This is a genomic window from Serratia sp. NFX21 (assembly GCF_048517035.1).
Lineage (GTDB): Bacteria > Pseudomonadota > Gammaproteobacteria > Enterobacterales > Enterobacteriaceae > Serratia > Serratia quinivorans.
In genome coordinates this window covers 1,336,307-1,356,610 of the sequence record NZ_CP183196.1, presented here as the reverse complement: position 1 = coordinate 1,356,610, position 20,304 = coordinate 1,336,307, and the positions used below count along the sequence as shown (strand labels likewise).

Below are 20,304 nucleotides of genomic sequence, written 5' to 3'. Positions count from 1 at the left end.
TTACTACTCTCCAGTACGTGCCGTCAGCGCAGTGCCGAGTTCCTGGTGCATATGGCGCAGCAGCGTCTGGGTACTCTCCCAGTTAATGCAGGCGTCAGTAACAGAAACCCCGTAGCGCATATCTGCACGCGGTTGCTCAGAAGACTGGCTGCCTTCGTGCAGGTGGCTTTCCAGCATGATGCCGGTGATCGAACGGTTACCCGCTTTAATCTGCTCTACCACGGACTCGGCAACCGTCGGCTGACGGCGATAGTCTTTATTCGAGTTGCCATGGCTGCAATCTATCATCAAGGACGGGTGGAGTCCCGCGTCCCGCATCTGTTTTTCACAGGCCGCAACGTCTTCGGCACTGTAGTTCGGCGTTTTACCACCGCGCAGGATCACGTGCCCATCCGGGTTACCCTGCGTTTGCAGCAGGCACACTTGCCCTGCCTGGTTGATGCCGACAAAACGGTGTGGCATCGCCGCTGCACGCATGGCGTTGATTGCCGTCCCCAGGCTGCCGTCGGTGCCGTTTTTGAAGCCCACCGGCATCGACAAGCCTGAAGCCATCTCACGGTGAGTCTGCGATTCTGTGGTACGTGCACCAATCGCCGACCAGCTGAACAGGTCACCCAGGTATTGCGGGCTGTTCGGATCCAAGGCTTCGGTGGCCAACGGCAATCCCATGCCAACCAGGTCCAGCAACAGACGACGCGCGATGTGCAAACCGGCTTCAACATCAAACGAACCGTCCATGTACGGATCGTTGATCAGGCCTTTCCAGCCAACGGTGGTGCGTGGTTTTTCAAAATAGACGCGCATAACGATATACAGCTGATCGCTCAATTCAGCCGACAGGGTTTTCAAATGACGGGCGTAATCCAGGGCAGCATCCGGGTCGTGGATAGAACAGGGTCCGCACACCACCAGCAGGCGATGATCGCGCCCCTGCAAAATATCAGCGATGGTTTTACGCGCGGTAGCGATTTCATTTTCATCGCTGGCGCTGAGCGGGAACTGGTTCTTCAGTTCTTCCGGAGTGATCAGAATTTGTTCTGCACTGATATGAACGTTATTGAGCGCGTCTTTTTGCATGATGCTATTCCTGTCGTTTGCCGTTATGCGTAAGCGTTAATACAACCTTGAGCGTTTCAGGTCCTTACCATACCATGTGATGTAAAGTTTTCAATCCGATATCTGTAAATAAAAAATTACCACTGACAAGCCCGCTTGAAAGCCCATATTAAAAGAGACAACAAACAACTTGTAATCATATGATTTATAAACAGAAATAAACAAACACAATCAAGGTTATCGTTTATCCCCTTTAAGCTTTAAGAATCGGAACCACCACCATCAAGTGTAAATAAAAATATACACCATATTTTCCACAACAATGCATCAGGCCGCGATACAGCTCTCAGTCTCATCCGGATTATCGAGCACGGCTGCCCACCCGCTGTTGCCACCAGACGACAACCTTAGCCAAAACCCAGCCAAACGCTAAGGATACTCAGCATGATATGCCGCAGGAAGGGGTTAATTAAGTAGAAGAAAAGTGAATAAGTAAGGATGAGAAATTAAAAACTTAAGCTAATCGTAGCTATTTTGGTCGCCATGACGAACCGATATAATGTGACTGACATCACTTATAATCACTCTTAACAACTGGATCCAAAATGCTCTCTTTACGCGCTCGCCGCGCTATTCCGCTGTTCATTAGCTGCTTAACGACTTTCACCAGTGTTTCAGCCCTTGCCGACAATACGCTTTTCACCGCGATGGACGATCCGGCCACCGCTAAAAAGCCGTTTGAAGGCAACGTCCAGGCCGGCTACAACTCGCAGTCTGGTAACTCACAAAGCTCGACCCTGCTGGCCAACACCAGCATGACCTGGTTCAACAGCGATGCCGCCTACAGCCTGTGGGGAGCCGCCAACAACACCACCTCCTCTAACGTGCGCTCGTCAGAAAAGTATCAGGCCGGTGGCCGTACCCGTTATAACCTGTCCGATCGCAACTACCTGTTCGGTCAGGCAAGTTGGCTTAGTGACCGCTTCAACGGTTATGACTCCCGTTCCACGCTGACCGGCGGTTATGGTCGCCAAATCCTCAACGGGCCGCTCAGCGACCTGCGAGTTGAATTTGGTCCCGGCGTACGTCACGATGAATATCATGGCGGTGGTCGCTCCACCAAAGCGCTGGCTTACGGCGCAGCCAACTATTCGTATCAGTTGACCGACAATACCAAGTTCTCCGAAGGTGTTTCCGCACTGGCTAACGAAGAAACCACCTTGAACTCCGAAACCGCGCTAAGCGTCGCGATTAACGAAAGGTTCGCACTGCGTCTGGCTTATAACGTGACTTACAACAGCAAGCCGCCAGCGTCAGCACCGAAGAACACTGACACCACCACTTCCATCAGCCTGGTGTACGGTCTGTAATCTTTTCGGTTCCGCATTTCTTATACGACTAAGCCCATTATTAATGGGCTTTTTTTTATGCCTGAGGCGTCAGAGTCAACCAGACCATGCCCAAGGCTTTCAGCGCATCAGTGGAGCACTGGAAGTCAGCATTTCCCCCACTAACCTGAACCTGATTACCAGGCAAACGCGCAATATCATAGACGTCGATATTGCCGTCGATATCGATCAGCCAACGGCCATTGGCAATGTGCGTCACCGCTAAATCCACCAGCCAGGATAACCGACCGCCGTCAATGTAGGCCGGTTGCGCTACCCCTGCCGGGATCAGCGAACTGTCCGCCAACCATTCTCCCGCCTCTTTCAACTGCCCGGCGACGAGCCGGTATTTCGGCAGCGCTTGCCCGCCCTTAGGTACCGTCACCGCCGTGCTGCCACTGCCCATTTCCCCCTGTCCGGTTGCCAGCCACAACAGAGAAACACCGGTATCCAGAGCGCAAGTCACCACGATATCTCCCGGGAAATAATTACGACGAACCCAGGTGCTCATGGTGCCCGACGAAATACCCAGTAAATCTCCCAGCTCTTTCTGCAAACTGAAACCATAGGCATCGAGAATGCGGCGCAGCACACCTTTACCGCCAGAGGCCAGAACCCGATCGTAAAGCGCTTTTCCCTGCGCGGGTTGAATCGGTTTACGTTCACTTTTTGCTTTTGCAAGCTCCCCGGTCATAAGCCAGGCCAAATCCGCGCCCGTAGCTAGCGCGCAGCTGATGATCACATAGCCAGGCACACTGCCACGTTGCTGCCAACTGCTGATGTTGTTAGGGGCTATCCCCAGGATTTCACTCAGCTCTTTCTGCGTGCCAACGCCATAAGATGAAAGGATCCTTTCAATCACTGCGCCTACTGAGGCGTTATCGTTCACAGTCTCTTCACGCATATCATCACCAATTAAAATCAAAATTTGCATTTACAAGTCGCATCTTGCGATCTAAAGTGCCGTATAAATGTTTCACAAACGGCTTAAATGTCACTTTAGTTAAGATGATGCGACATGATTGATGAAAATGCAAACATCCTGGTAGTCCAATAGCAAGTTATGCTGCCATTGGTTAACGGTAAGCTCACACAGTGATGGTGATTCGAACCGTGAACTGCCTCGCTTTTGCAAGCCCATATATCAATCCGCATCCAGGGAGGTTGCCATGCTGCTGGCGAGTGAAGAGCAACGGGCTATCGGCCTACGGCGTATCGCTGAAATCCGCCGCACGCTATTCGCCCAATATAAAAATCAGGCCGAGGAGATCTACAACACGGCACCGCTGCATCTACGTCACACGCTCTGCTTTCATGCAGGCCTGACCGAGCGTCACGTGATGCTGCAGTTCCACGAGATGAGTTATCCCCAGCGACAGAAAATTGTCGCGGCACTCAATGCATTCATTGAACTGGGCAAATCACTGCCGCGCTATATCAGCGAAGAGGATTGCCTGCTGAATCAGAAAAAATAGCCGTTCTGCAACTTCTGGCGTGCAACCCGCCGGATGTCGTTCGGCCCAAATTTACCCTATCTGGAGAACACACCATGGCTGATACCATAGATATGGCGCAAGAACGCCAGGCGCTGATGCTCGAAAAGCAAATCGCGCACGCCAGGCCCGTAGTCACCCAGGCCTCTGCGCAGTTTTGCACAGACTGTGACGGGGCGATCCCGGAGGTACGACGCCGCGCTATTCCCGGCGTAAGCCGCTGCGTGGCCTGCCAGGAGATCTCAGAGGCTCAGCAACGTCACTTTATCCGGCGTTAATACGATGCCAGCTTCCCCCGGCCTTATTGGCCCCCAGCCTTCAGCCTCGTTTGAAGGTGCCTATCCCTGGAATGCCCCGCGGCCAGCCATTGGCCGCGAACCCACGCTAAACCGCGATCGGTTACGCCAGTGGCAAGCCGCGCTGCGGCGCGTCAATTCTCTACCTTATTATCTGCGTATACAGTTTACCGAGCGCCACCAACATCTGTTGAGTCAACAAGGTTCGAAGGCTGCCTGGCACTATTTGGTGTTGGTTTTCGAACGTCGTATATGGCCGCGTATTCAGCAAGTGAACGATAAATTTGCTCTGAATCGGCAGGCCTCGATGCGCTTTGGTAGTGAGTCCGACAACTATAACGCTTTGCCCACGTTGGGTGACAAGGCGCTGGAACAGTTGGCAAAACGTATCGCCGGCCAGTTACTGGCGCTTTATCAAAGCGAGTGCGACACCCTACTGACCAGGCATGCGGGAGACTCTTCTGTCCTGCTGCAAAACGAATTTCAATCGCGGTTGTATGGCCAGATTGCCGGTATGGCACGCGCTTTTAATATTCAGCCAATGCATTGGCACTGTTATCGCAAGGGGGTGCTGGACAGCCACCGCGCGGTAGCGGCACTGTCGAGACTGACCAGCGATCGTTGGTGGCTGCGACGCCTGAAAATGCAACGTATGCAGTGGCGCGAAGCGCTGCTGATCGCCATTGGCAACGTCAGCCGCAACACATCACCCTATGCCAGCCGGCAGGCCATTCGTGACGTGAAGGCGCGACGCCAGTCAAACCTGGATTATCTTCGCCGCTGCGATTTGGAAAATACCGTTACCGGGGAGCGTATCGATCTGATGGAGAAAGTGCTCGGCAGCATTGCCAATCCGGCGATCCGCCGTATGGAGCTAATGAATACCCTCGCAGGCATTGAAACCTACGCCGCGCGCAGCAGCCACATCGGCCTGTTTGTCACCCTGACTACCCCCTCCCGTTTTCATCCCATGCGCACTGCCGGCGACCGCGGTAAGTCACGCTTTAATCACCGCTGGGACCGCGAAGATTTTACCCCCAAAGACGGCCAACGCTACCTGGTGAAGCAATGGAGCAAAATGCGCACTGCTTTCAAAGATCGCCAGTTGCAGGTCTACGGTGTTCGCGTGGTGGAACCGCATCACGACGGCACACCGCATTGGCACCTGATGCTGTTTACTCCCAATAATCACCGTCAACCGGTGATCGATATTCTGCTTCGTTATGCACTGCAGCAAGATGCCGGGGAACCCGGAGCGCAAGAGAATCGTCTCCAGTATAAGCACCTGAATCGAGGGGGAGCGACCGCTTACATGGCCAAATACATTGCCAAGAATCTCGATGGCTATGCACTGGAGGAAGAACTCGATCATGAGACCGGTAGCCCGCTGAGTGAAACCGCCAATGCCGTCAGCGCCTGGGCCAGCACCTGGCGTATTCCGCAGTTTCATCCTTTTGGTTTGCCCAGCATAGGCGCATATCGCGAGTGTCGTCGCATTCGTGGGCAAAGCCTGACGCAGCAGTTCGATGCGCGAACCGAAGCCGTACGCGCCGCCGCCGATACGGGAGATTTTGCCGGTTATATCAATGCTCAGGGCGGTGCTAACGTGCCGCGCAGCCGGCAGTGGGTGCGCGTAGCGCGTGATGATGCGCCCATGCTGAACAGCTATGACGAACGAGTGCAAAAGGTGGTCGGTATTTATGTCCCCCATCTGGGCCCTGATCGGGTGTACCGGACCCGTACGCTACAATGGCGCATCGTCGCTAAAAACCGCGAACCTGCGACACCTTGGAGTTCTGCCAATAACTGTGGATCCTCCTCCTTTAACGCCCCAAAACCGGCGCCCTCCGCACGTCTGACTCCAGCACAACAGCAGTATTGCCTGACTATTGCCCGCGATCTTCGGCAGACAGGTATCGATCCGCAGCGCTGGCAGTTGGAAGTATTAGCAAGAGGAGGGAAAATCAGCTTTGACGGACAACTTGTACAATTTCCGCTAATCAATGACTGGACAAATTTTTACTGCACAAATGATAAATCCAATCATTGACGCCTTTAGCGTTTTGCTTAATACTGTATAAATAAACAGTATACTTAAGAGAGGGCAAGAACAGTGGAAATTATGGATAAACAACAGCTAACACTGTCCCGCATCCAGTTCATCGCCGATGTTTCGCAGGCTGCGCAGTGCAGTGCCGCCGAATTTCTGATCGCCATGTCGCTGATTTCAGATCTGGCCAGCCAGGTGTTGCCGGACAATGATTATCAAGAAATATTTTACCCGGCTGACGGACAGGACTCTCGCTAAATCAGCGTCTGCTTACGCTAAATCCCCTTTTCCAGCACCCGCCATCGGCGGGTGTTTTCGTTTCTGTCACCAGCATTCCCCCGTTCAGTTGTGCCAGCGCATCCACAACCCCATCGCGTTGCCGATGCCTGGTTCTCACGGGAAACTAGTGCTTATCCGGGGCCGTAGCGTCCATCTCAGTCAACCACATCGCAGGAGCGTAATGATGAAAATTTATGCACAACAAGGCGACACCATAGACGCGATTTGCTGGCGCTATTACGGCAGCACTCAGCGTCTGGTGGAGCAGGTCTATCTCGCTAATCGCGATCTGGCCGACGCAGGCCCGCTACTCCCCCACGGTCATCCGGTAGAACTGCCGGATCTGCCGGCGGCCGCTCAACGAGAAACCGTCAAACTGTGGGACTAAGCGATGGAAAAACTCACCTCAACGCTTGCCTACCTCACGGCGGCCTGTCTGGCCTGGATGGGGCGACATTCCACACAGGACATTGCCCTCTTGGTCGGCGCTGCGGTCGGTGTCGGTACTTTCGCAGTGAATTGGTACTACCGGCGTAAAAGTTACCAGCTGTTGAAATCGTTAAAAAAAAACGGTCTGAAACGCGGAGTCTACGATGAGCTCACTCGCTAAACGCTGCAGCGTGGCGGCTATTCTGGCCCTCGCCGCCCTGCTGCCACAGTTCAATACCCTACACACCTCTGAACAGGGATTGCGCCTGATTGCCGATTTCGAAGGCTGCAGACTCTCCCCCTACCAGTGCAGTGCCGGTGTCTGGACCAACGGCATCGGCCATACCGCCGGTGTGAAATCCGGCTCAGTCATCGACGAACGCCAAGCCGCGGCCAATCTGATCGAGGATGTCCGCACCGTCGAGCTCGGCATCGCACGCTGCATGGCCGTAGAGATGCCGCAGCCGGTTTACGACGCAGTCAGCGCCTTTACCTTCAACGTTGGCGTCAGCGCTGCCTGCAATTCCACATTGGCCACCTTTATCAAACGCCAACAATGGCAGGCGGCTTGCGATCAGCTACCGCGCTGGATCTATGTCAAGGGCGTTAAAAGCCAGGGGCTGGAACGCCGTCGTCATGCCGAACGTGCTCTGTGCCTGCAGGGTATTCAGCGCTGATCCTGGCTGCATCGCTTCAACCACTCAAGGAGAGACATCATGCTAAAACCCAAGCAGTTGCGTACTGCGCTGACCACCGCTCTGCCAGACCTACAAACGCATCCCGATAAGCTACGCATCAGCCTGGATAATGGCCGCGTGGTTTCAACATTAGGCCCTTCGCTGTCATTCGAATACCAATACCAGCTCAATCTGACGCTGAGCGACCAGACAACCGAAGAAGACCTGGTGATGATCACTGTCTTGGCCTGGCTGCGCAGTCACCAGCCCGACATTCTCGCCAACCCGGATAAACGTAAAAACGGTTTTGCCTTTAAACGCGACGTCAGCGCCGCCGGCCAGCTAGATCTTCAACTGCAATTGACCGAGCGCATCCAGGTGGAACAGCGCGATGCTGCACTGCATATCACCCCCCTGGCCGAGCCACCGGAGCCGGAAAACGTCATTCGCTTCACCCGTGTTTACCTGCACGGCGAGCTGATCAGCCAATTTCAGCAGCCATAAACTGACCCTGGGGACGGCTTCGGTTGTGCTGGCGTCAGCTAAACGCCGCCGCGTTGTCGCCCCCCTTATACGGCGGCATTCTTAACAAATGAACACAGATAACTTCGATATTCAGCGCCTGGTGCGCAACCTGATACGCATCGGCACCATCAGTGAGCTCGACCTCGAACGCGGGCGCTGTCGCGTTGCCACCGGTGGCAACCTCACCGACTGGCTTAACTGGCTAACCGGCCGAGCCGGTGACGCTCGCTGCTGGTGGGCACCCAGCGTAGGCGAACAGGTGCTGGTGCTGTCGCTGGGGGGCGAGCTTGATACCGCCTTCGTGCTCCCCGGCATTTTTTCCGATGCCCATCCCGCGCCGTCAACCTCGGCTCAGGCGGCACACATCACCTTCCCTGACGGCGCGGTAATCGAATACGAACCGGCAGAGGGGGCACTGAAAGTCATGGGTATCAAAAGCGCCACCATTGAAGCCACAGAGCAGGTAATCGTCACTGCACCGGCCATCACCTGTCGTGCAACGAGCAAGATCACGCTGGATGCCCCCGAGGTGGAATGCACCCAGCTATTAACCACCGGCACCATCGCCATCCGGCAGGGCGGCTCGATGACCGGCGATCTCAACCACTCCGGCGGCAGCATCAGTTCTAACGGCGTGGTGGTACATAGCCACACCCACGGCGGCGTGCAAAACGGCGGAGGCCAAACGGATAAACCAGCATGAATAACGCGAAATATCTTGGCATGAATCGCGGCTCAGGCCGCGCGATCACCGACATTGAACATATCCGTCAGTCAGTGAGCGACATTCTGATCACCCCAATCGGCTCACGCATCATGCGCCGCAATTACGGTTCGCTGCTGTCCGAGCTTCTGGATCAGCCGCAAAACGACGTGCTGCGGCTGCAGATTATGGCCGCCTGCTACAGCGCGCTGCTGCAGTGGGAGCCGCGCATTCAACTTAGTGGCATCACCTTTAACACTACCATCGACGGAAAAATGGTGGTCGACATTACCGGCAACCGTATCGATACGCCGGATACCTTTTCTCTTTCTGTTTCTGTGAGCTGACACCATGGCAACCATTGACCTGAGCTTATTACCCGCCCCCACGGTGGTGGATCCCCTCGACTACGAGTCGCTGCTGGCCGATCGCAAGGCCACGCTGATTTCCCTTTACCCGGAAGAACAGCGTGAAGCCATTGCACGCACGCTGACGCTGGAGTCGGAACCGATCGTCAAACTGCTGCAGGAAAACGCATACCGCGAACTGATCCTGCGCCAGCGCATCAATGAGGCCGCTCAGGCGGTGATGCTCGGCTATGCCGGCGGCAGCGATCTCGATCAGCTTGGCGCTAACTTCCAGGTTGAACGCCTGGTGGTCCAGCAGCCTGACAATACGGTCATTCCACCGGTAGCGGCGATTATGGAGTCCGACAGCGATTTCCGCGTACGCATCCAGCAGGCATTCGAAGGGCTGAGCGTGGCCGGCTCCAGCGGTTCCTACGAATACCACGGTCGTTCCGCCGATGGCCGGGTGGCCGACGTTTCCGCCACCAGTCCCAGCCCGGCCAACGTGCTGATTTCGGTGCTGTCGCGTGAAGGTGACGGCACCGCCAGCGCCGAGCTGGTGGCGATTGTCGATAAAGCGCTAAACGATGAAGACGTGCGCCCGGTGGCCGATCGCGTCAGCGTACGCTCCGCCACTATCGTCAATTACAATATCGATGCGCTGCTCTACCTCTACCCTGGTCCGGAAGCAGAACCTATCCGCCGCGCCGCCGAAGCCAAGTTAAAAAGCTACATCAGCGCCCAGCACCGTCTGGGGCGTGATATCCGTCTGTCGGCAATTTACGCCGCTCTGCATGCCGAAGGGGTGCAACGGGTGGAACTGAAAAGCCCGCAGGCCGATATCGTGCTGGATAAAACCCAGGCGTCGTACTGCGCCAGTTATCTTCTGACCGTCGGAGGCTCCGATGAGTAACCGTCTGCTGCCGGTCGGCTCTTCACCGCTGGAGGTCGCTGCGGCCGCCGCCTGCGCCGAGCTGACCACGATGCCGGTACCGCTGCGGGAGTTGTGGAACCCGGCCACCTGCCCGGTCAACCTGCTGCCGTATCTGGCCTGGGCGTTTTCGGTCGATCACTGGGATGAGGGCTGGACGGAAGAAACCAAACGCAACGTCGTCTCCTCTGCCTTCTTCGTGCATCGCCATAAAGGGACTATCGGCGCCATCCGCCGCGTGGTCGAGCCCTTGGGCTATCTGATCAAACTGCGTGAATGGTGGGAAACCAACGCGGAACCCGGCACCTTTTCACTGGATATCGGCGTGCTGGAAAATGGCATCACCGAAGAAATGTACCTGGAAATGGAACGGATGATCGCCGACGCCAAACCGGTCAGCCGCCACTTGACCGGCCTGGCGCTGAACCTGGAGGCCTCAGGTAATATCGAGGTGGCCGGTGGTCATTACGACGCCGAGATAACCACGGTATATCCGGATTATGTCGAGTTCGCCCGCCAAATGCTGGAGGGCCACTATCAGTTTTTACAACGTAATACCGGTACCACCCTGGATTCGACCCAACAACATTTTGTTCTCAACGCAGAACATGTTCTGGCCGACTCACGCCATGAACGAGAGCTTTCACGCATGGCGGGATTGCCCAATGACGCCACCACCGAGGGGCAGGCGTTGCAAATTCTCGGCTATGCCCATGCCTACCTGGCGACCCAACAACAGAAGTATCTGGATCAGGCCATTGCCTGTTTCGATGCTTATGTGACTCATTTTTACGACGGTGCCCCCATCCCGAAAACCCCTCAGCGTTGGGTAGCCAACTGGATCGTCAACGCCAAGGAGCCGGTGCCGGCTAACTGGCCGGTAGACAGTAAAGATCCGACGCACAGCGGTTTCAAAGGCGTCCCCATGACCTTCATTAAAGGCAAAACACAGATCCCGCAGGGCGCGCCTTACTGGGGAGAATATCTGGATATCGCCACCTTCGCCTTTGACGGCACTCTGGCCTGGGACGCCATCAATGCGCAGGTGCGTGCGGTTGACGCAGCCGGCAACGTGGACTGGAGCAGTGACGGCAAGCGTTACGACGTGGCGTGGATCATTAACTGGCAGGGTTATCAGATTAGCGCCGACGGTGACATTCTGGCCCAGGGTCTGCCCGCCGCGCAGTTTGGTACCGTTCAACTGAAAGATGACAGGCTCAGTGGCAGTCATAAGCTGAACTTTGCCAATCGTCAGCCCGTCGAGCACGGCGGCGTCATGATTGAACGTAATCAGGCACAGCACAATCGTCCGCTGCACGTGCCAGTCCCGCACAATGCCATGGGTAATGCGGCAGACGCCGAGCTATGGTTTGCCGATGCCTGTCACCTGCTGCACAAAATCACCGGCGAGCAACGCTATTTCAATGCCTGGAAAAGCGTTGAATTCACCGCAATGGAATACACCGATATTGACGCGCAGGATAAGTTCTTCCGCCAGAGTTTGCATGCCAATACTCCCTTCACCGACGGCATCTCCTACGACTGGTCATATCCTGCCGGTGCGCCCGTCAGTTATGCACGCAACGCCGATGGCATGATCACCCTGCGCAAAGAAGTGGCGTCACAGCAGTCACTGGAACAGCAATCGGTGTGGTTCCGCGTTGGCAAACAGTCAAAAGTTCGCACTACTTTCGGTGGCGTTGATGACCAGAACCAGCCTATTTCCTGCCGGTTGCAATTGGCCATAGCAGCGGAAAAGGAAGCAAAACAAACCACCGACTGGGGCATCGGTCTGCCGCAGTCCACCCAGACGCAGGTAAAAACCTATGATATCGCGCTCACCAGTCTGGCGGCGTTGACTCGCGAGGATGGCAGCGATTATCTGCTGGCCGACCTGCGTGCGGTGACCGATTACGGCGGTTGCGTGATCCGCAGCCGGTTTGAAGAACAGGTTTACGATAGGCGCAGCGCAACGGTGATCAATGCCAGCTACCCCAACGATGACGCTGGCATGGTGATCGGCGCCTGGCTGACCGCCGAGGAACGTTTTCCGGTAAACCAACTGGTTTATCGTGCTGATGCCGACTTCAATCTGCGGTTTGAGGACGACGATAAATGGCGCTGGTACTGGATGCTGCCCGCCACCGAGGGTAAATGGAAGTTGGCAACCTTTGACCCGGCTGCCGCGGTGCTGAGCGGCTATCAGCCAGACCATCAGGATGGCGATGAGAAACCTGCCCGTCCTGATTTCAGCACGGTGGATCAGGTCACTATCCTGCAAGACGGCAATGTGGCGAACGCCAACTTCAGCTACTACGTACTGAATGATATTCCGCCAACCTTCAGCGCCGACGACGGTTACACCATCAAATACCGCGTCACGCTACAGGCAGACAACCCTTACACCGCACTGCTGGGGGATTGCACCCTACTGGGCCATCGTCAGGACAGCCTGTTCTGCACGCCCGGCGTGATCCCCTTTTCCAATATCTATCAGGCAGACAGCCAACAGTTCGACGGCTGGCACGGCATGCCTTATCCAGGCTACCAATACCCGTTCATTTTCGTGCATGCCGACGCCGATCCCGACGGTGTAATGCTCAACAACATGACCGAGTTTCTGTGGCAATCGCAGCAGTGGTATCAGCAGCAGTTTGGCGTATTGGGGCCGGGAGCTTCCGCTTATATCTGGAATCGCTGGGACAATCTGAGCTATGGCCCCGCGGACAGCTGGACCATGTACCACTGGGGCGACGGCACCGCCTGGTCCGGCTATCAACCTCGGGCCTTCTTTGGCGCCGCGCGTGCCTGGCATGAGCTGACACTGGCGGGAAAAACACCGCCAGCCAAACTGGTCGGTTATGTCGAAAACTGGCTGCGCTGGCTGATCGGCTTTACCCAGGACTCAGGCGGTATAACACCGACCGATTTCCCGATGACGGGTATCCCGCAGCCCAACAAACATGATTTTACTGGCCATATGTGCGGCCTGTGGTTGGCTGGCGCCGTGCTGGCAAAAATGGCCGGCAGTGAGATTACCGGCATCGAACACTTTATCGAACAATGCGTTACAGAGTTACAGAAGAATTATCTCACCGCTGGAGATGTGATGGATGGCGCCTGGTCACCGGCACCACGTCCTGGCACGGACAACGGGATGTTCTTCGGTTTTTGGTCGGGTGAAATCCTGCGCGGATTGAGCCTGTATGTGATGTACAAGAACGGCCTGAATGACCTGGCCGACAAACAAAAGAGAGCAACGACATGACAGCAAAATATCGCGCCCTGCTCACCGATCAGGGTAAAGCGCTGCTGGCTAACGCCGCGGCAACCGGCCAGAAGCTGGAGATCACCCAGATGGCGGTCGGCGATGGCGGCGGCTCGGCCACTCTGCCCAGCGAAAGCCAAACCAGGCTGGTGAATGAAAAACGACGGGCGGTGCTCAATTCCCTGCAGGTTAACGCCGACAGCGGCAACCAGGTGATCGCCGAGCAGGTGATCCCGGAAGATACCGGTGGCTGGTGGATCCGTGAGTTGGGGTTGTACGATAAAAATGGCGTACTGGTGGCCGTGGCTAATACACCAGACACTTACAAGCCATTGCTGGCCGAAGGTGCCGGTCGTACTCAGGTAGTGCGCATGGTCCTGCTGGTCAAAGGTGACGCCAGCGCAGTGATTGTGGCAGACAAAACCGCCGTGCTGGTTTCCCGCGATACGCTGGATGCGGCTATCGCCGAACATGCCCGTTCACGTAACCACCCGGATGCCACCCTGCTGGCCAAAGGCTTCACCCAACTGAGCAGCGACAGCAATAGCAACAGCGAAGTTCTGGCAGCGACGCCAAAAGCGGTGAAAGCGGTTAATGATGCAAGCCTCAAAAAAACCGATAACCTTTCGGACCTGACCAACAAAGCCACCGCACGTGGCAATCTCGCACTGGGTAATGCGGCAACGAGAAATGTGGGGACTGAAGCTACAAATCTGATGGAGGTCGGCGCGTTCGGTTTCGGCGCAGGCTCAAGACATCATGCCGATGCCTATAGTAACCTTGGTGAAATTTATCGGGTCAACAGCACCTCAAAAAATTCGCCAGGTGGCGGTGTCTATGGCGTACTGAATCTCCCTTGCGATGGAGGCCCTTCCAGCGGGTATCTGGCGGTGCAGAATAATGGAACGGCCTATATCGGCAATTCCAGCACCCCGGAGAAACCGCTGGCGTGGTCCCGGATTTATACCACGGGTTTTAAACCCACAGCGGCGGATGTTGGGGCCTACAACAAGGCCGAGGCCGACGGCAAGTTTGTCAAACAGAGCGGCGATACCATTACCGGTGGTCTGACGGTGAATGGCTCCATCGAAACAAAATCTGGGCTGACCACTCCGTCATTATCAGTGAATGGCTCAACCACTATCTCAGGTGGACTTACAGCCAAGGCTAGTGTGGAACTTTACGGTTCTACTCCATATATAGATTTTCACTATGATAATAGCACCGGTAATTTTGACACCAGATTAGTTAATGACAATAAAGGAATATTGTCTTTCCACGGTTCAGAATATTATGTTAATGGAAAGTTGAGTGTAACCGGCGATGTTTGGTTTGGTGGCGCCACAAATATTAACGGCCCTACTATTTTCTATAATTCTGAATTTATTCACAAACGAGGAAATATAACTTACGCTGACGGTAATCGACAAACCAATGGTTTTCGCCTTCAAGGTCAAGGGGATCTGTTTACCGACATTTACCATTACGAAAAGGTTGGCAGTTACCACGAAATTGGCTTTCATGTAGCTAATGGCGGAGCTGATGGTTGGTTCACTTTCCGCAACAATGGTGAATTTCATGCTAATGGCGCAGTCTTCGCTGCAGGAGCGACGTTTCACACAGACGGTAATCTTAATGGCAGCATCTGGGGAGGCTATTTAAATAATTATCTGGACCGAAATTATGTCCGCGACATTCGTTTGGCTAGCCGAGGAACTATTGTCACTGATGGCAGTATGACTGAGGCACCTTCAGGAGCGGTAATTACAGGCGGTAACGGCAATGAAGGGAATCAAGTTGGGTATATGTATTATCGAATGTTGCAAAAATACATTAATAATAACTGGTACACGGTGGCTTACGCATGAAAAATCTCGGCCCATTTTTTACTTATAAACCTGAGAAAGGCACACCTCAGGCAATCCTTTCAGGCAGTTCAAATATATTGTTTATTAAAGACAAAAACGGAGATGATTGGTATGACGTGCAACATCACTTCAATGAAAAAACACTGAAAATAGTTTTCGATAGTAGCGGAATTATACATAGCGCCAGTTACGATGCATCTAGCTTATGGCCCATTGATGCATTTGTCGCTGAAATTTCAGCCAGTGATATTCCGGATAAATTCCCACTCCCGATTAAGGGACTAGACTGGCAATTCAATGGAAAAGAGATAGAACCGCGAACTTATACCGCTGAGCAATTAAAAATTCAGGCAAAATATGAAAAAGATGCTTTTCTGAACCAGGCGGCGAAAGAAATTGCACCTCTAAAGGATGCTGCCGACCTCAATATTGCCACTCCAGGTGAACTTGAACATCTGAAAACCTGGATGCTATATAGGGTGATGCTCAGCAGAGTCGATCCAGGCCTGGCCCCAGACATCGACTGGCCGCAGCCGCCGCAATAATCGCACCTTCAACGCCCCGCCCGGGGCGTTTTTTTTATCTTGATTTTCCTGCTGTTGTACCAGTTCTCATACATACCCAATGAGATGCGCGGCCCCATCGCGAAGGGCATTCTGTTGTTACCAACCACAAACGGAGTAATGCTATGGGTGATTATCACCACGGCGTGCGTGTCCTCGAAATCAATGAAGGCACCCGCGTAATTTCCACCGTCTCGACGGCGATTATTGGCATGGTTTGTACTGCAGAAGATGCCGATGCAAGCCTGTTCCCTCTCAACACTCCAGTGTTGATCACTGACGTTCTGGCCGCCAGTGGCAAGGCCGGCAAAAATGGCACCCTGGCACGCTCGCTGCTGGCGATTGCCGAGCAGGCCAAACCGGTCACCGTCGTGGTACGTGTGGCAGAAGGCAAAGACGAGGCCGAAACCACCTCCAATATCATTGGCGGCGCCGATGAAAACGGTAAATATACCGGTATGAAAGCCTTGCTGGCGGCACAGGCCGAACTGGGCGTGAAGCCGCGTATTCTGGGTGTGCCAGGCCACGACAATCTGGAGGTGGCAACCGCACTGGCCGGTATCTGCCAACAACTGCGTGCCTTTGGTTATATCAGCGCTTACGGCTGCAAGACCGTCTCCGACGCCATCAAGTACCGCGCAGGCTTTAGCCAACGCGAACTGATGTTGATCTGGCCAGACTTTGTTAACTGGAACACCACCACCAACAGCAGCGACATCGCATACGCCACCGCTCGTGCGCTGGGTCTGCGCGCCAAGATTGACCAGGAGACTGGCTGGCATAAGACCCTGTCCAACGTCGGCGTCAACGGCGTCAGCGGTATTTCAGCCAGCGTATTTTGGGATCTGCAAACCGTCGGTACCGATGCTGACCTGCTGAACGAAGCCTGCGTCACCACCCTGATCCGCAAAGATGGCTTCAAGTTTTGGGGCTCACGCACCTGTTCCGACGATCCATTATTCCAGTTCGAAAACTATACCCGCACCGCGCAGGTATTGGCTGACACCATGGCCGAAGCTCATCTGTGGGCAGTTGACCGCCCGGTTACACCAACGCTGATCCGCGACATGATCGACGGCATCAAAGCCAAGTTCCGCGAGCTGAAATCCGCCGGGCTGATCATTGACGGCGACTGCTGGTACGACGAAAGCGCCAACGATAAAGAAACCCTGAAGGCCGGCAAACTGTTTATCGATTATGACTACACCCCGGTACCGCCGCTGGAAGATTTAACCCTGCGCCAGCGCATCACCGACCGTTACCTGGCGAACTTCGCCGCGTCCGTGAACAGCTAAGGAGACCTGAATAATGGCACTGCCAAAAAAACTGAAATATCTGAACCTGTTTAACGACGGCTTCAACTACATGGGCGTGGTCTCCGCCATGACCCTGCCAAAACTGACCCGTAAGCTGGAAAAATTCCGCGGCGGCGGCATGAGCGGCGCAGCCTCGGTGGACTTCGGTCTGGATGACGATGCGCTGGTAGTCGAATGGACCATGGGCGGCATCGATGAGCTGGTGCTGAAACAATGGGGCCGCGTCGACGCGGTACCGCTGCGCTTTACCGGTTCTTTCCAGCGTGACGACACCGGCGAAGTATCGGCACTCGAAGTCGTGATGCGCGGTCGCCACAAAGAAATCGACAGCGGTGACTTCAAACAAGGCGAAGACACCGAGACCAAGGTTTCTACCGACTGTACCTACTTCAAACTGAGCATCGACGGCAAAGAGCTGATCGAGATCGATACCGTCAACATGATTGAAAAAGTCGACGGAGTGGATCTGCTGGCGGCCCACCGCCGCGCTATCGGCCTGTAATTTATCACTTCAATGGCCAGCCTTGGTGCTGGCCCTGTTTCCCTGACAATAATTGGATATCCCATGGAACTGAATGCATCCCCAGAAAATACCGTTGTACTGGAAACCCCGATCAAACGCGGCGACAGCGAGATCCGTGAAGTACAGGTCACCAAACCGAATGCAGGCAGCCTGCGCGGTATCGGTCTGGCGGCGCTGGCCAACGCCGACGTCGACGCCCTGATCACCATCCTGCCGCGTGTGACCTATCCAAACCTGACCAAAGAAGAGTGCGCCCGGCTGGAGCTGCCGGACCTGATCGCATTGGCCGGCCAGGTGATCGGTTTTTTGTCACCGAAATCGGCCGAGTAAACATCGACCCCGTTCTGACCGTGGACGATCTGATGGCGGATGTCGCAGTGATTTTTCACTGGCCGCCATCAGAGATGAACGGCATGACGCTGACAGAGCTGATGGAATGGCGCTATAAGGCCCTTCAACGTAGTGGAGTAAATACAGATGAGTAGCAGCGGGCAGGAACTGGAGTCACAAAACGAGATAATTAAAGGGCTCGAAGCGATCGAAAAACAGACCAGCGCTCTGATGAAGCAGTTGCGTCAACCCCTTGGTAATAAAAGTCTATACAACATGCTGGGTAATGATATTCGACGTGCGGAGAAAAACCTGAAAATCCTGCATCAGCAGGAAAATGGCATCGATTCATTCAGGAAAAATAATCAGGAACTGGTTAAAACCAATAAATTATTGACGGCATCGCGGAAAAAATATTCCGTGCTTGAAACGTTGGCAAAAGGTAGCGCGCCGGGTCAACATTCCCAACAAATGAATAACGAAGTTGCGCTGGTGGCGGAAACCATTAGCGCTTTGGAGAAAAAGCACGGACTGCTCAAAACCATCGATCGCAACCAGCGCGATAGCCTGACCAGGCAAGGTATTGATCTTAAGTCACTCAGCAACGAGCAACGACAGCTTCGCGACAAAACAATCAATGCCAATGCCGCTATTGTCTCGATGAAAAACCAACGGCAGGTGATGACCGGCCAGAGATTCAGTACCGCACATGCCGCTAATCAGAATCGCCGTGAAAACCTCAGCAAAATAAACAACGCTAGTGCCGCGGGCTTCACCATCGCAAAAACGGCCGCCATCGGCGGAGCCAGGTTGCTGGCTCCAGGTGTTAATTTCGAAAAACAGCTTTCTCAATTACAGGCGCAACTCAAGCTGGATAAATCCGATCCGCAACTTGCCGCACTGAGTCAGCAGGCACGCAGTATGGGCCAATCTGGAACCTCACCGGATAAAACAATCCAGGCGCAAACGGCACTGGCTAAAAAAGGGTTAGGTGCCAATGAAATCATGGGGGCATCACCTGCCGCGCTCAGGCTGTCGAATGCCACAGACAGCGGCGTCAATGAAACTGTCGAGGCGATGACCGCGGTGCAGAACGCTTTTAATCTGCCCGCCGACCAGTTCGATCGGATTGCCGATGTGCTGGCACTAGCCAGTAGCCAATATGGTATGACGGTACAATCCGTCGGTGCAGCCTTGAAAAGCAAAGCAGGCTCAGGGACCGACCTGTTCACTGCGGCGCAAAGAATTGCCCCCGCAGGCACAGAAAAACTGCAGGCCAACCAGGTTGGCGGTGCCGCGCAGCATTTGGTCACCGTCAAAGGCGACAATTTGGATGGGGACATCCAAAAGTTGTTTGCCTCCTGGGACAGCCTGCGGATCAATTTGTTTTCCGGCCAAAGCGCAGCCCTGCGGGAGCTGACCCAAACGGCGGCGCAATGGTTGGTGCAACTGAATTCCTGGGTGACCAGTAACCCCGCATTGGCCAGCACCTTGTTGCAAGTCGCCGGCGGACTCACGTTATTGCTTGGTGGGCTTAGCGGCGTCAGCCTGGTCGCCACTCAGGTACTCCAGGGGTTCACCATCATTAACGGCGCAATCCTCAAAGCCGGGCAGGCCATGATTTGGCTGGGGCGCATGGCAATGGCCAACCCATTGCTGGCCATTGTCGGCTTGATTGCCATTGCGGCTTTTGCGGTGATCGAAAACTGGGACAAGCTGGCACCATTCTTTAGCAATCTGTGGGAGAGCATCTCTGCTGGATGCAAAGCAATGGAGAAGTACATTACGGACACCATTGATAGCTGGATAAAAAAATTCATGTCGCTGACTGACTGGCTCCCCGATTGGATGTCATTTGGCAGTAAAAACAGCGCTACAGGCCATACCGAAAATCAAGATGACGACGATGGCTTTTCGTTCGCCGGCAAGTTCGATTCGGGCGGGAGTATTCCTGCCGGGCAATTTGGCCTTGTGGGTGAAAACGGCCCGGAACTGATCGGTGGTCCGGTGCAGGTGACCAGTCGTCGCCGTACGGCAGCGATGTCGGCAGCATTGCTGTCGCTCAGTGCCCCGGTGATGGCAGCCTCGCCGGCACCGGTTTCACCCGCAACGCAGATCCAAATCCCGTCAGTCACTATCAATATCACCGCCAGCGCCGGCCAGAGTGAGCAAGATATCGGTCGTGAAGTCGCGCGGCAATTTGAGTTGCTGACGCGACGTCAGGCCGCAGATGCTCGCAGCCGAATGAGTTAATTGAGGAGA

21 protein-coding genes and 1 pseudogene are annotated in these 20,304 nt (G+C 54.7%); 20 read left to right on the top strand and 2 right to left on the bottom strand.

The genetic code is table 11. The annotated features are described in order from the left end of the window. Window positions 1-3 precede the first annotated feature (3 nt). A complete protein-coding gene (locus tag ACNT1W_RS06330) occupies window positions 4-1,077 on the bottom strand; it encodes a 3-deoxy-7-phosphoheptulonate synthase (protein WP_012005324.1) in 1,074 nt (357 codons plus the stop codon). 584 nt (window positions 1,078-1,661) lie between these two features. On the opposite strand from ACNT1W_RS06330, the gene ACNT1W_RS06325 reads away from it, so the two are divergent. Beyond that, entirely contained in the window at window positions 1,662-2,426 is a 765-nt protein-coding gene (locus ACNT1W_RS06325; RefSeq protein WP_012005323.1) for a DUF481 domain-containing protein, read from the top strand. 55 nt (window positions 2,427-2,481) lie between these two features. Here the strand turns inward: ACNT1W_RS06325 and ACNT1W_RS06320 are convergent, their stop codons facing one another. After that, on the bottom strand, window positions 2,482-3,378 hold the full coding sequence (locus tag ACNT1W_RS06320; RefSeq protein WP_112362930.1) for a helix-turn-helix domain-containing protein: 897 nt from the start codon (window positions 3,376-3,378) through the stop codon (window positions 2,482-2,484). Between the two features lie 235 nt (window positions 3,379-3,613). Between ACNT1W_RS06320 and ACNT1W_RS06315 the strand changes: the two genes are divergently transcribed. The 19 genes and pseudogenes from ACNT1W_RS06315 (at window position 3,614) to ACNT1W_RS06225 (ending at window position 20,295) form a co-directional block, all read left to right on the top strand. After that, a complete protein-coding gene (locus ACNT1W_RS06315; RefSeq protein ID WP_012005321.1) occupies window positions 3,614-3,919 on the top strand; it encodes a hypothetical protein in 306 nt (101 codons plus the stop codon). Between the two features lie 74 nt (window positions 3,920-3,993). Continuing rightward, window positions 3,994-4,215 carry a TraR/DksA C4-type zinc finger protein gene (locus ACNT1W_RS06310; RefSeq protein WP_112362931.1) on the top strand — a complete coding sequence of 74 codons (222 nt, stop codon included), beginning with the start codon at window positions 3,994-3,996 and terminating at the stop codon, window positions 4,213-4,215. A gap of 4 nt (window positions 4,216-4,219) precedes the next feature. Further along, window positions 4,220-6,283, top strand: coding sequence for a replication endonuclease (locus ACNT1W_RS06305; RefSeq protein ID WP_419246529.1), 2,064 nt, complete (start codon window positions 4,220-4,222; stop codon window positions 6,281-6,283). 63 nt (window positions 6,284-6,346) lie between these two features. Beyond that, window positions 6,347-6,541 carry a hypothetical protein gene (locus ACNT1W_RS06300; RefSeq protein WP_026142210.1) on the top strand — a complete coding sequence of 65 codons (195 nt, stop codon included), beginning with the start codon at window positions 6,347-6,349 and terminating at the stop codon, window positions 6,539-6,541. A gap of 205 nt (window positions 6,542-6,746) precedes the next feature. Next, window positions 6,747-6,950 (top strand): tail protein X, encoded by a 204-nt coding sequence (locus ACNT1W_RS06295; protein WP_012005318.1) that lies wholly within the window; start codon window positions 6,747-6,749, stop codon window positions 6,948-6,950. Window positions 6,951-6,953: 3 nt separating this feature from the next. Further along, complete coding sequence (locus ACNT1W_RS06290) at window positions 6,954-7,172, top strand: HP1 family phage holin (protein WP_012005317.1); 219 nt, start codon at window positions 6,954-6,956, stop codon at window positions 7,170-7,172. Then, window positions 7,156-7,668: a lysozyme gene (locus tag ACNT1W_RS06285; protein ID WP_419246528.1), complete on the top strand. Its 513-nt coding sequence runs from the start codon at window positions 7,156-7,158 to the stop codon at window positions 7,666-7,668. Before ACNT1W_RS06290 ends, ACNT1W_RS06285 begins: the two co-directional genes overlap by 17 nt. 39 nt (window positions 7,669-7,707) lie before the next feature. Further along, window positions 7,708-8,172, top strand: coding sequence for a phage tail protein (locus ACNT1W_RS06280; protein WP_419246527.1), 465 nt, complete (start codon window positions 7,708-7,710; stop codon window positions 8,170-8,172). An 88-nt stretch (window positions 8,173-8,260) separates the two neighbouring features. Beyond that, window positions 8,261-8,896, top strand: coding sequence for a phage baseplate assembly protein V (locus ACNT1W_RS06275; protein ID WP_135344649.1), 636 nt, complete (start codon window positions 8,261-8,263; stop codon window positions 8,894-8,896). Then, window positions 8,893-9,243: a GPW/gp25 family protein gene (locus ACNT1W_RS06270; RefSeq protein ID WP_012005313.1), complete on the top strand. Its 351-nt coding sequence runs from the start codon at window positions 8,893-8,895 to the stop codon at window positions 9,241-9,243. Before ACNT1W_RS06275 ends, ACNT1W_RS06270 begins: the two co-directional genes overlap by 4 nt. Window positions 9,244-9,247: 4 nt before the next feature. Continuing rightward, on the top strand, window positions 9,248-10,156 hold the full coding sequence (locus ACNT1W_RS06265; RefSeq protein ID WP_112362936.1) for a baseplate assembly protein: 909 nt from the start codon (window positions 9,248-9,250) through the stop codon (window positions 10,154-10,156). Further along, window positions 10,149-10,670: pseudogene (locus ACNT1W_RS06260) on the top strand (phage tail protein I); the annotation flags it as partial. The gene ACNT1W_RS06265 and the pseudogene ACNT1W_RS06260, both read left to right, overlap by 8 nt. 2,768 nt (window positions 10,671-13,438) lie before the next feature. Continuing rightward, on the top strand, window positions 13,439-15,310 hold the full coding sequence (locus ACNT1W_RS06255) for a phage tail protein (RefSeq protein ID WP_419246526.1): 1,872 nt from the start codon (window positions 13,439-13,441) through the stop codon (window positions 15,308-15,310). Continuing rightward, window positions 15,307-15,855 carry a tail fiber assembly protein gene (locus tag ACNT1W_RS06250; protein ID WP_419246525.1) on the top strand — a complete coding sequence of 183 codons (549 nt, stop codon included), beginning with the start codon at window positions 15,307-15,309 and terminating at the stop codon, window positions 15,853-15,855. Before ACNT1W_RS06255 ends, ACNT1W_RS06250 begins: the two co-directional genes overlap by 4 nt. A gap of 143 nt (window positions 15,856-15,998) precedes the next feature. Further along, window positions 15,999-17,168: a phage tail sheath protein gene (locus ACNT1W_RS06245; RefSeq protein ID WP_012005308.1), complete on the top strand. Its 1,170-nt coding sequence runs from the start codon at window positions 15,999-16,001 to the stop codon at window positions 17,166-17,168. Window positions 17,169-17,181: 13 nt separating this feature from the next. Continuing rightward, window positions 17,182-17,691, top strand: a complete 510-nt coding sequence (locus ACNT1W_RS06240; RefSeq protein WP_006323695.1) for a phage major tail tube protein — start codon at window positions 17,182-17,184, stop codon at window positions 17,689-17,691. Window positions 17,692-17,754: 63 nt separating this feature from the next. After that, window positions 17,755-18,042: a phage tail assembly protein gene (locus tag ACNT1W_RS06235; protein WP_012005306.1), complete on the top strand. Its 288-nt coding sequence runs from the start codon at window positions 17,755-17,757 to the stop codon at window positions 18,040-18,042. Between the two features lie 20 nt (window positions 18,043-18,062). Next, window positions 18,063-18,197, top strand: coding sequence for a GpE family phage tail protein (locus ACNT1W_RS06230; protein ID WP_261099233.1), 135 nt, complete (start codon window positions 18,063-18,065; stop codon window positions 18,195-18,197). Then, window positions 18,190-20,295 carry a phage tail tape measure protein gene (locus ACNT1W_RS06225; protein ID WP_218218164.1) on the top strand — a complete coding sequence of 702 codons (2,106 nt, stop codon included), beginning with the start codon at window positions 18,190-18,192 and terminating at the stop codon, window positions 20,293-20,295. The genes ACNT1W_RS06230 and ACNT1W_RS06225 overlap by 8 nt, the downstream gene beginning before the upstream one ends. Window positions 20,296-20,304 lie beyond the last annotated feature (9 nt).

Bases quoted from the DNA above. Each gene is read 5' to 3' on its own strand.
- ACNT1W_RS06330 (WP_012005324.1), bottom strand. From the start codon at position 1,077: ATGCAAAAAGACGCGCTCAATAACGTTCATATCAGTGCAGAACAAATT.
- ACNT1W_RS06325 (WP_012005323.1), top strand. From the start codon at position 1,662: ATGCTCTCTTTACGCGCTCGCCGCGCTATTCCGCTGTTCATTAGCTGC.
- ACNT1W_RS06320 (WP_112362930.1), bottom strand. From the start codon at position 3,378: ATGCAAATTTTGATTTTAATTGGTGATGATATGCGTGAAGAGACTGTG.
- ACNT1W_RS06315 (WP_012005321.1), top strand. From the start codon at position 3,614: ATGCTGCTGGCGAGTGAAGAGCAACGGGCTATCGGCCTACGGCGTATC.
- ACNT1W_RS06310 (WP_112362931.1), top strand. From the start codon at position 3,994: ATGGCTGATACCATAGATATGGCGCAAGAACGCCAGGCGCTGATGCTC.
- ACNT1W_RS06305 (WP_419246529.1), top strand. From the start codon at position 4,220: ATGCCAGCTTCCCCCGGCCTTATTGGCCCCCAGCCTTCAGCCTCGTTT.
- ACNT1W_RS06295 (WP_012005318.1), top strand. From the start codon at position 6,747: ATGAAAATTTATGCACAACAAGGCGACACCATAGACGCGATTTGCTGG.
- ACNT1W_RS06290 (WP_012005317.1), top strand. From the start codon at position 6,954: ATGGAAAAACTCACCTCAACGCTTGCCTACCTCACGGCGGCCTGTCTG.
- ACNT1W_RS06285 (WP_419246528.1), top strand. From the start codon at position 7,156: ATGAGCTCACTCGCTAAACGCTGCAGCGTGGCGGCTATTCTGGCCCTC.
- ACNT1W_RS06280 (WP_419246527.1), top strand. From the start codon at position 7,708: ATGCTAAAACCCAAGCAGTTGCGTACTGCGCTGACCACCGCTCTGCCA.
- ACNT1W_RS06275 (WP_135344649.1), top strand. From the start codon at position 8,261: ATGAACACAGATAACTTCGATATTCAGCGCCTGGTGCGCAACCTGATA.
- ACNT1W_RS06270 (WP_012005313.1), top strand. From the start codon at position 8,893: ATGAATAACGCGAAATATCTTGGCATGAATCGCGGCTCAGGCCGCGCG.
- ACNT1W_RS06265 (WP_112362936.1), top strand. From the start codon at position 9,248: ATGGCAACCATTGACCTGAGCTTATTACCCGCCCCCACGGTGGTGGAT.
- ACNT1W_RS06255 (WP_419246526.1), top strand. From the start codon at position 13,439: ATGACAGCAAAATATCGCGCCCTGCTCACCGATCAGGGTAAAGCGCTG.
- ACNT1W_RS06250 (WP_419246525.1), top strand. From the start codon at position 15,307: ATGAAAAATCTCGGCCCATTTTTTACTTATAAACCTGAGAAAGGCACA.
- ACNT1W_RS06245 (WP_012005308.1), top strand. From the start codon at position 15,999: ATGGGTGATTATCACCACGGCGTGCGTGTCCTCGAAATCAATGAAGGC.
- ACNT1W_RS06240 (WP_006323695.1), top strand. From the start codon at position 17,182: ATGGCACTGCCAAAAAAACTGAAATATCTGAACCTGTTTAACGACGGC.
- ACNT1W_RS06235 (WP_012005306.1), top strand. From the start codon at position 17,755: ATGGAACTGAATGCATCCCCAGAAAATACCGTTGTACTGGAAACCCCG.
- ACNT1W_RS06225 (WP_218218164.1), top strand. From the start codon at position 18,190: ATGAGTAGCAGCGGGCAGGAACTGGAGTCACAAAACGAGATAATTAAA.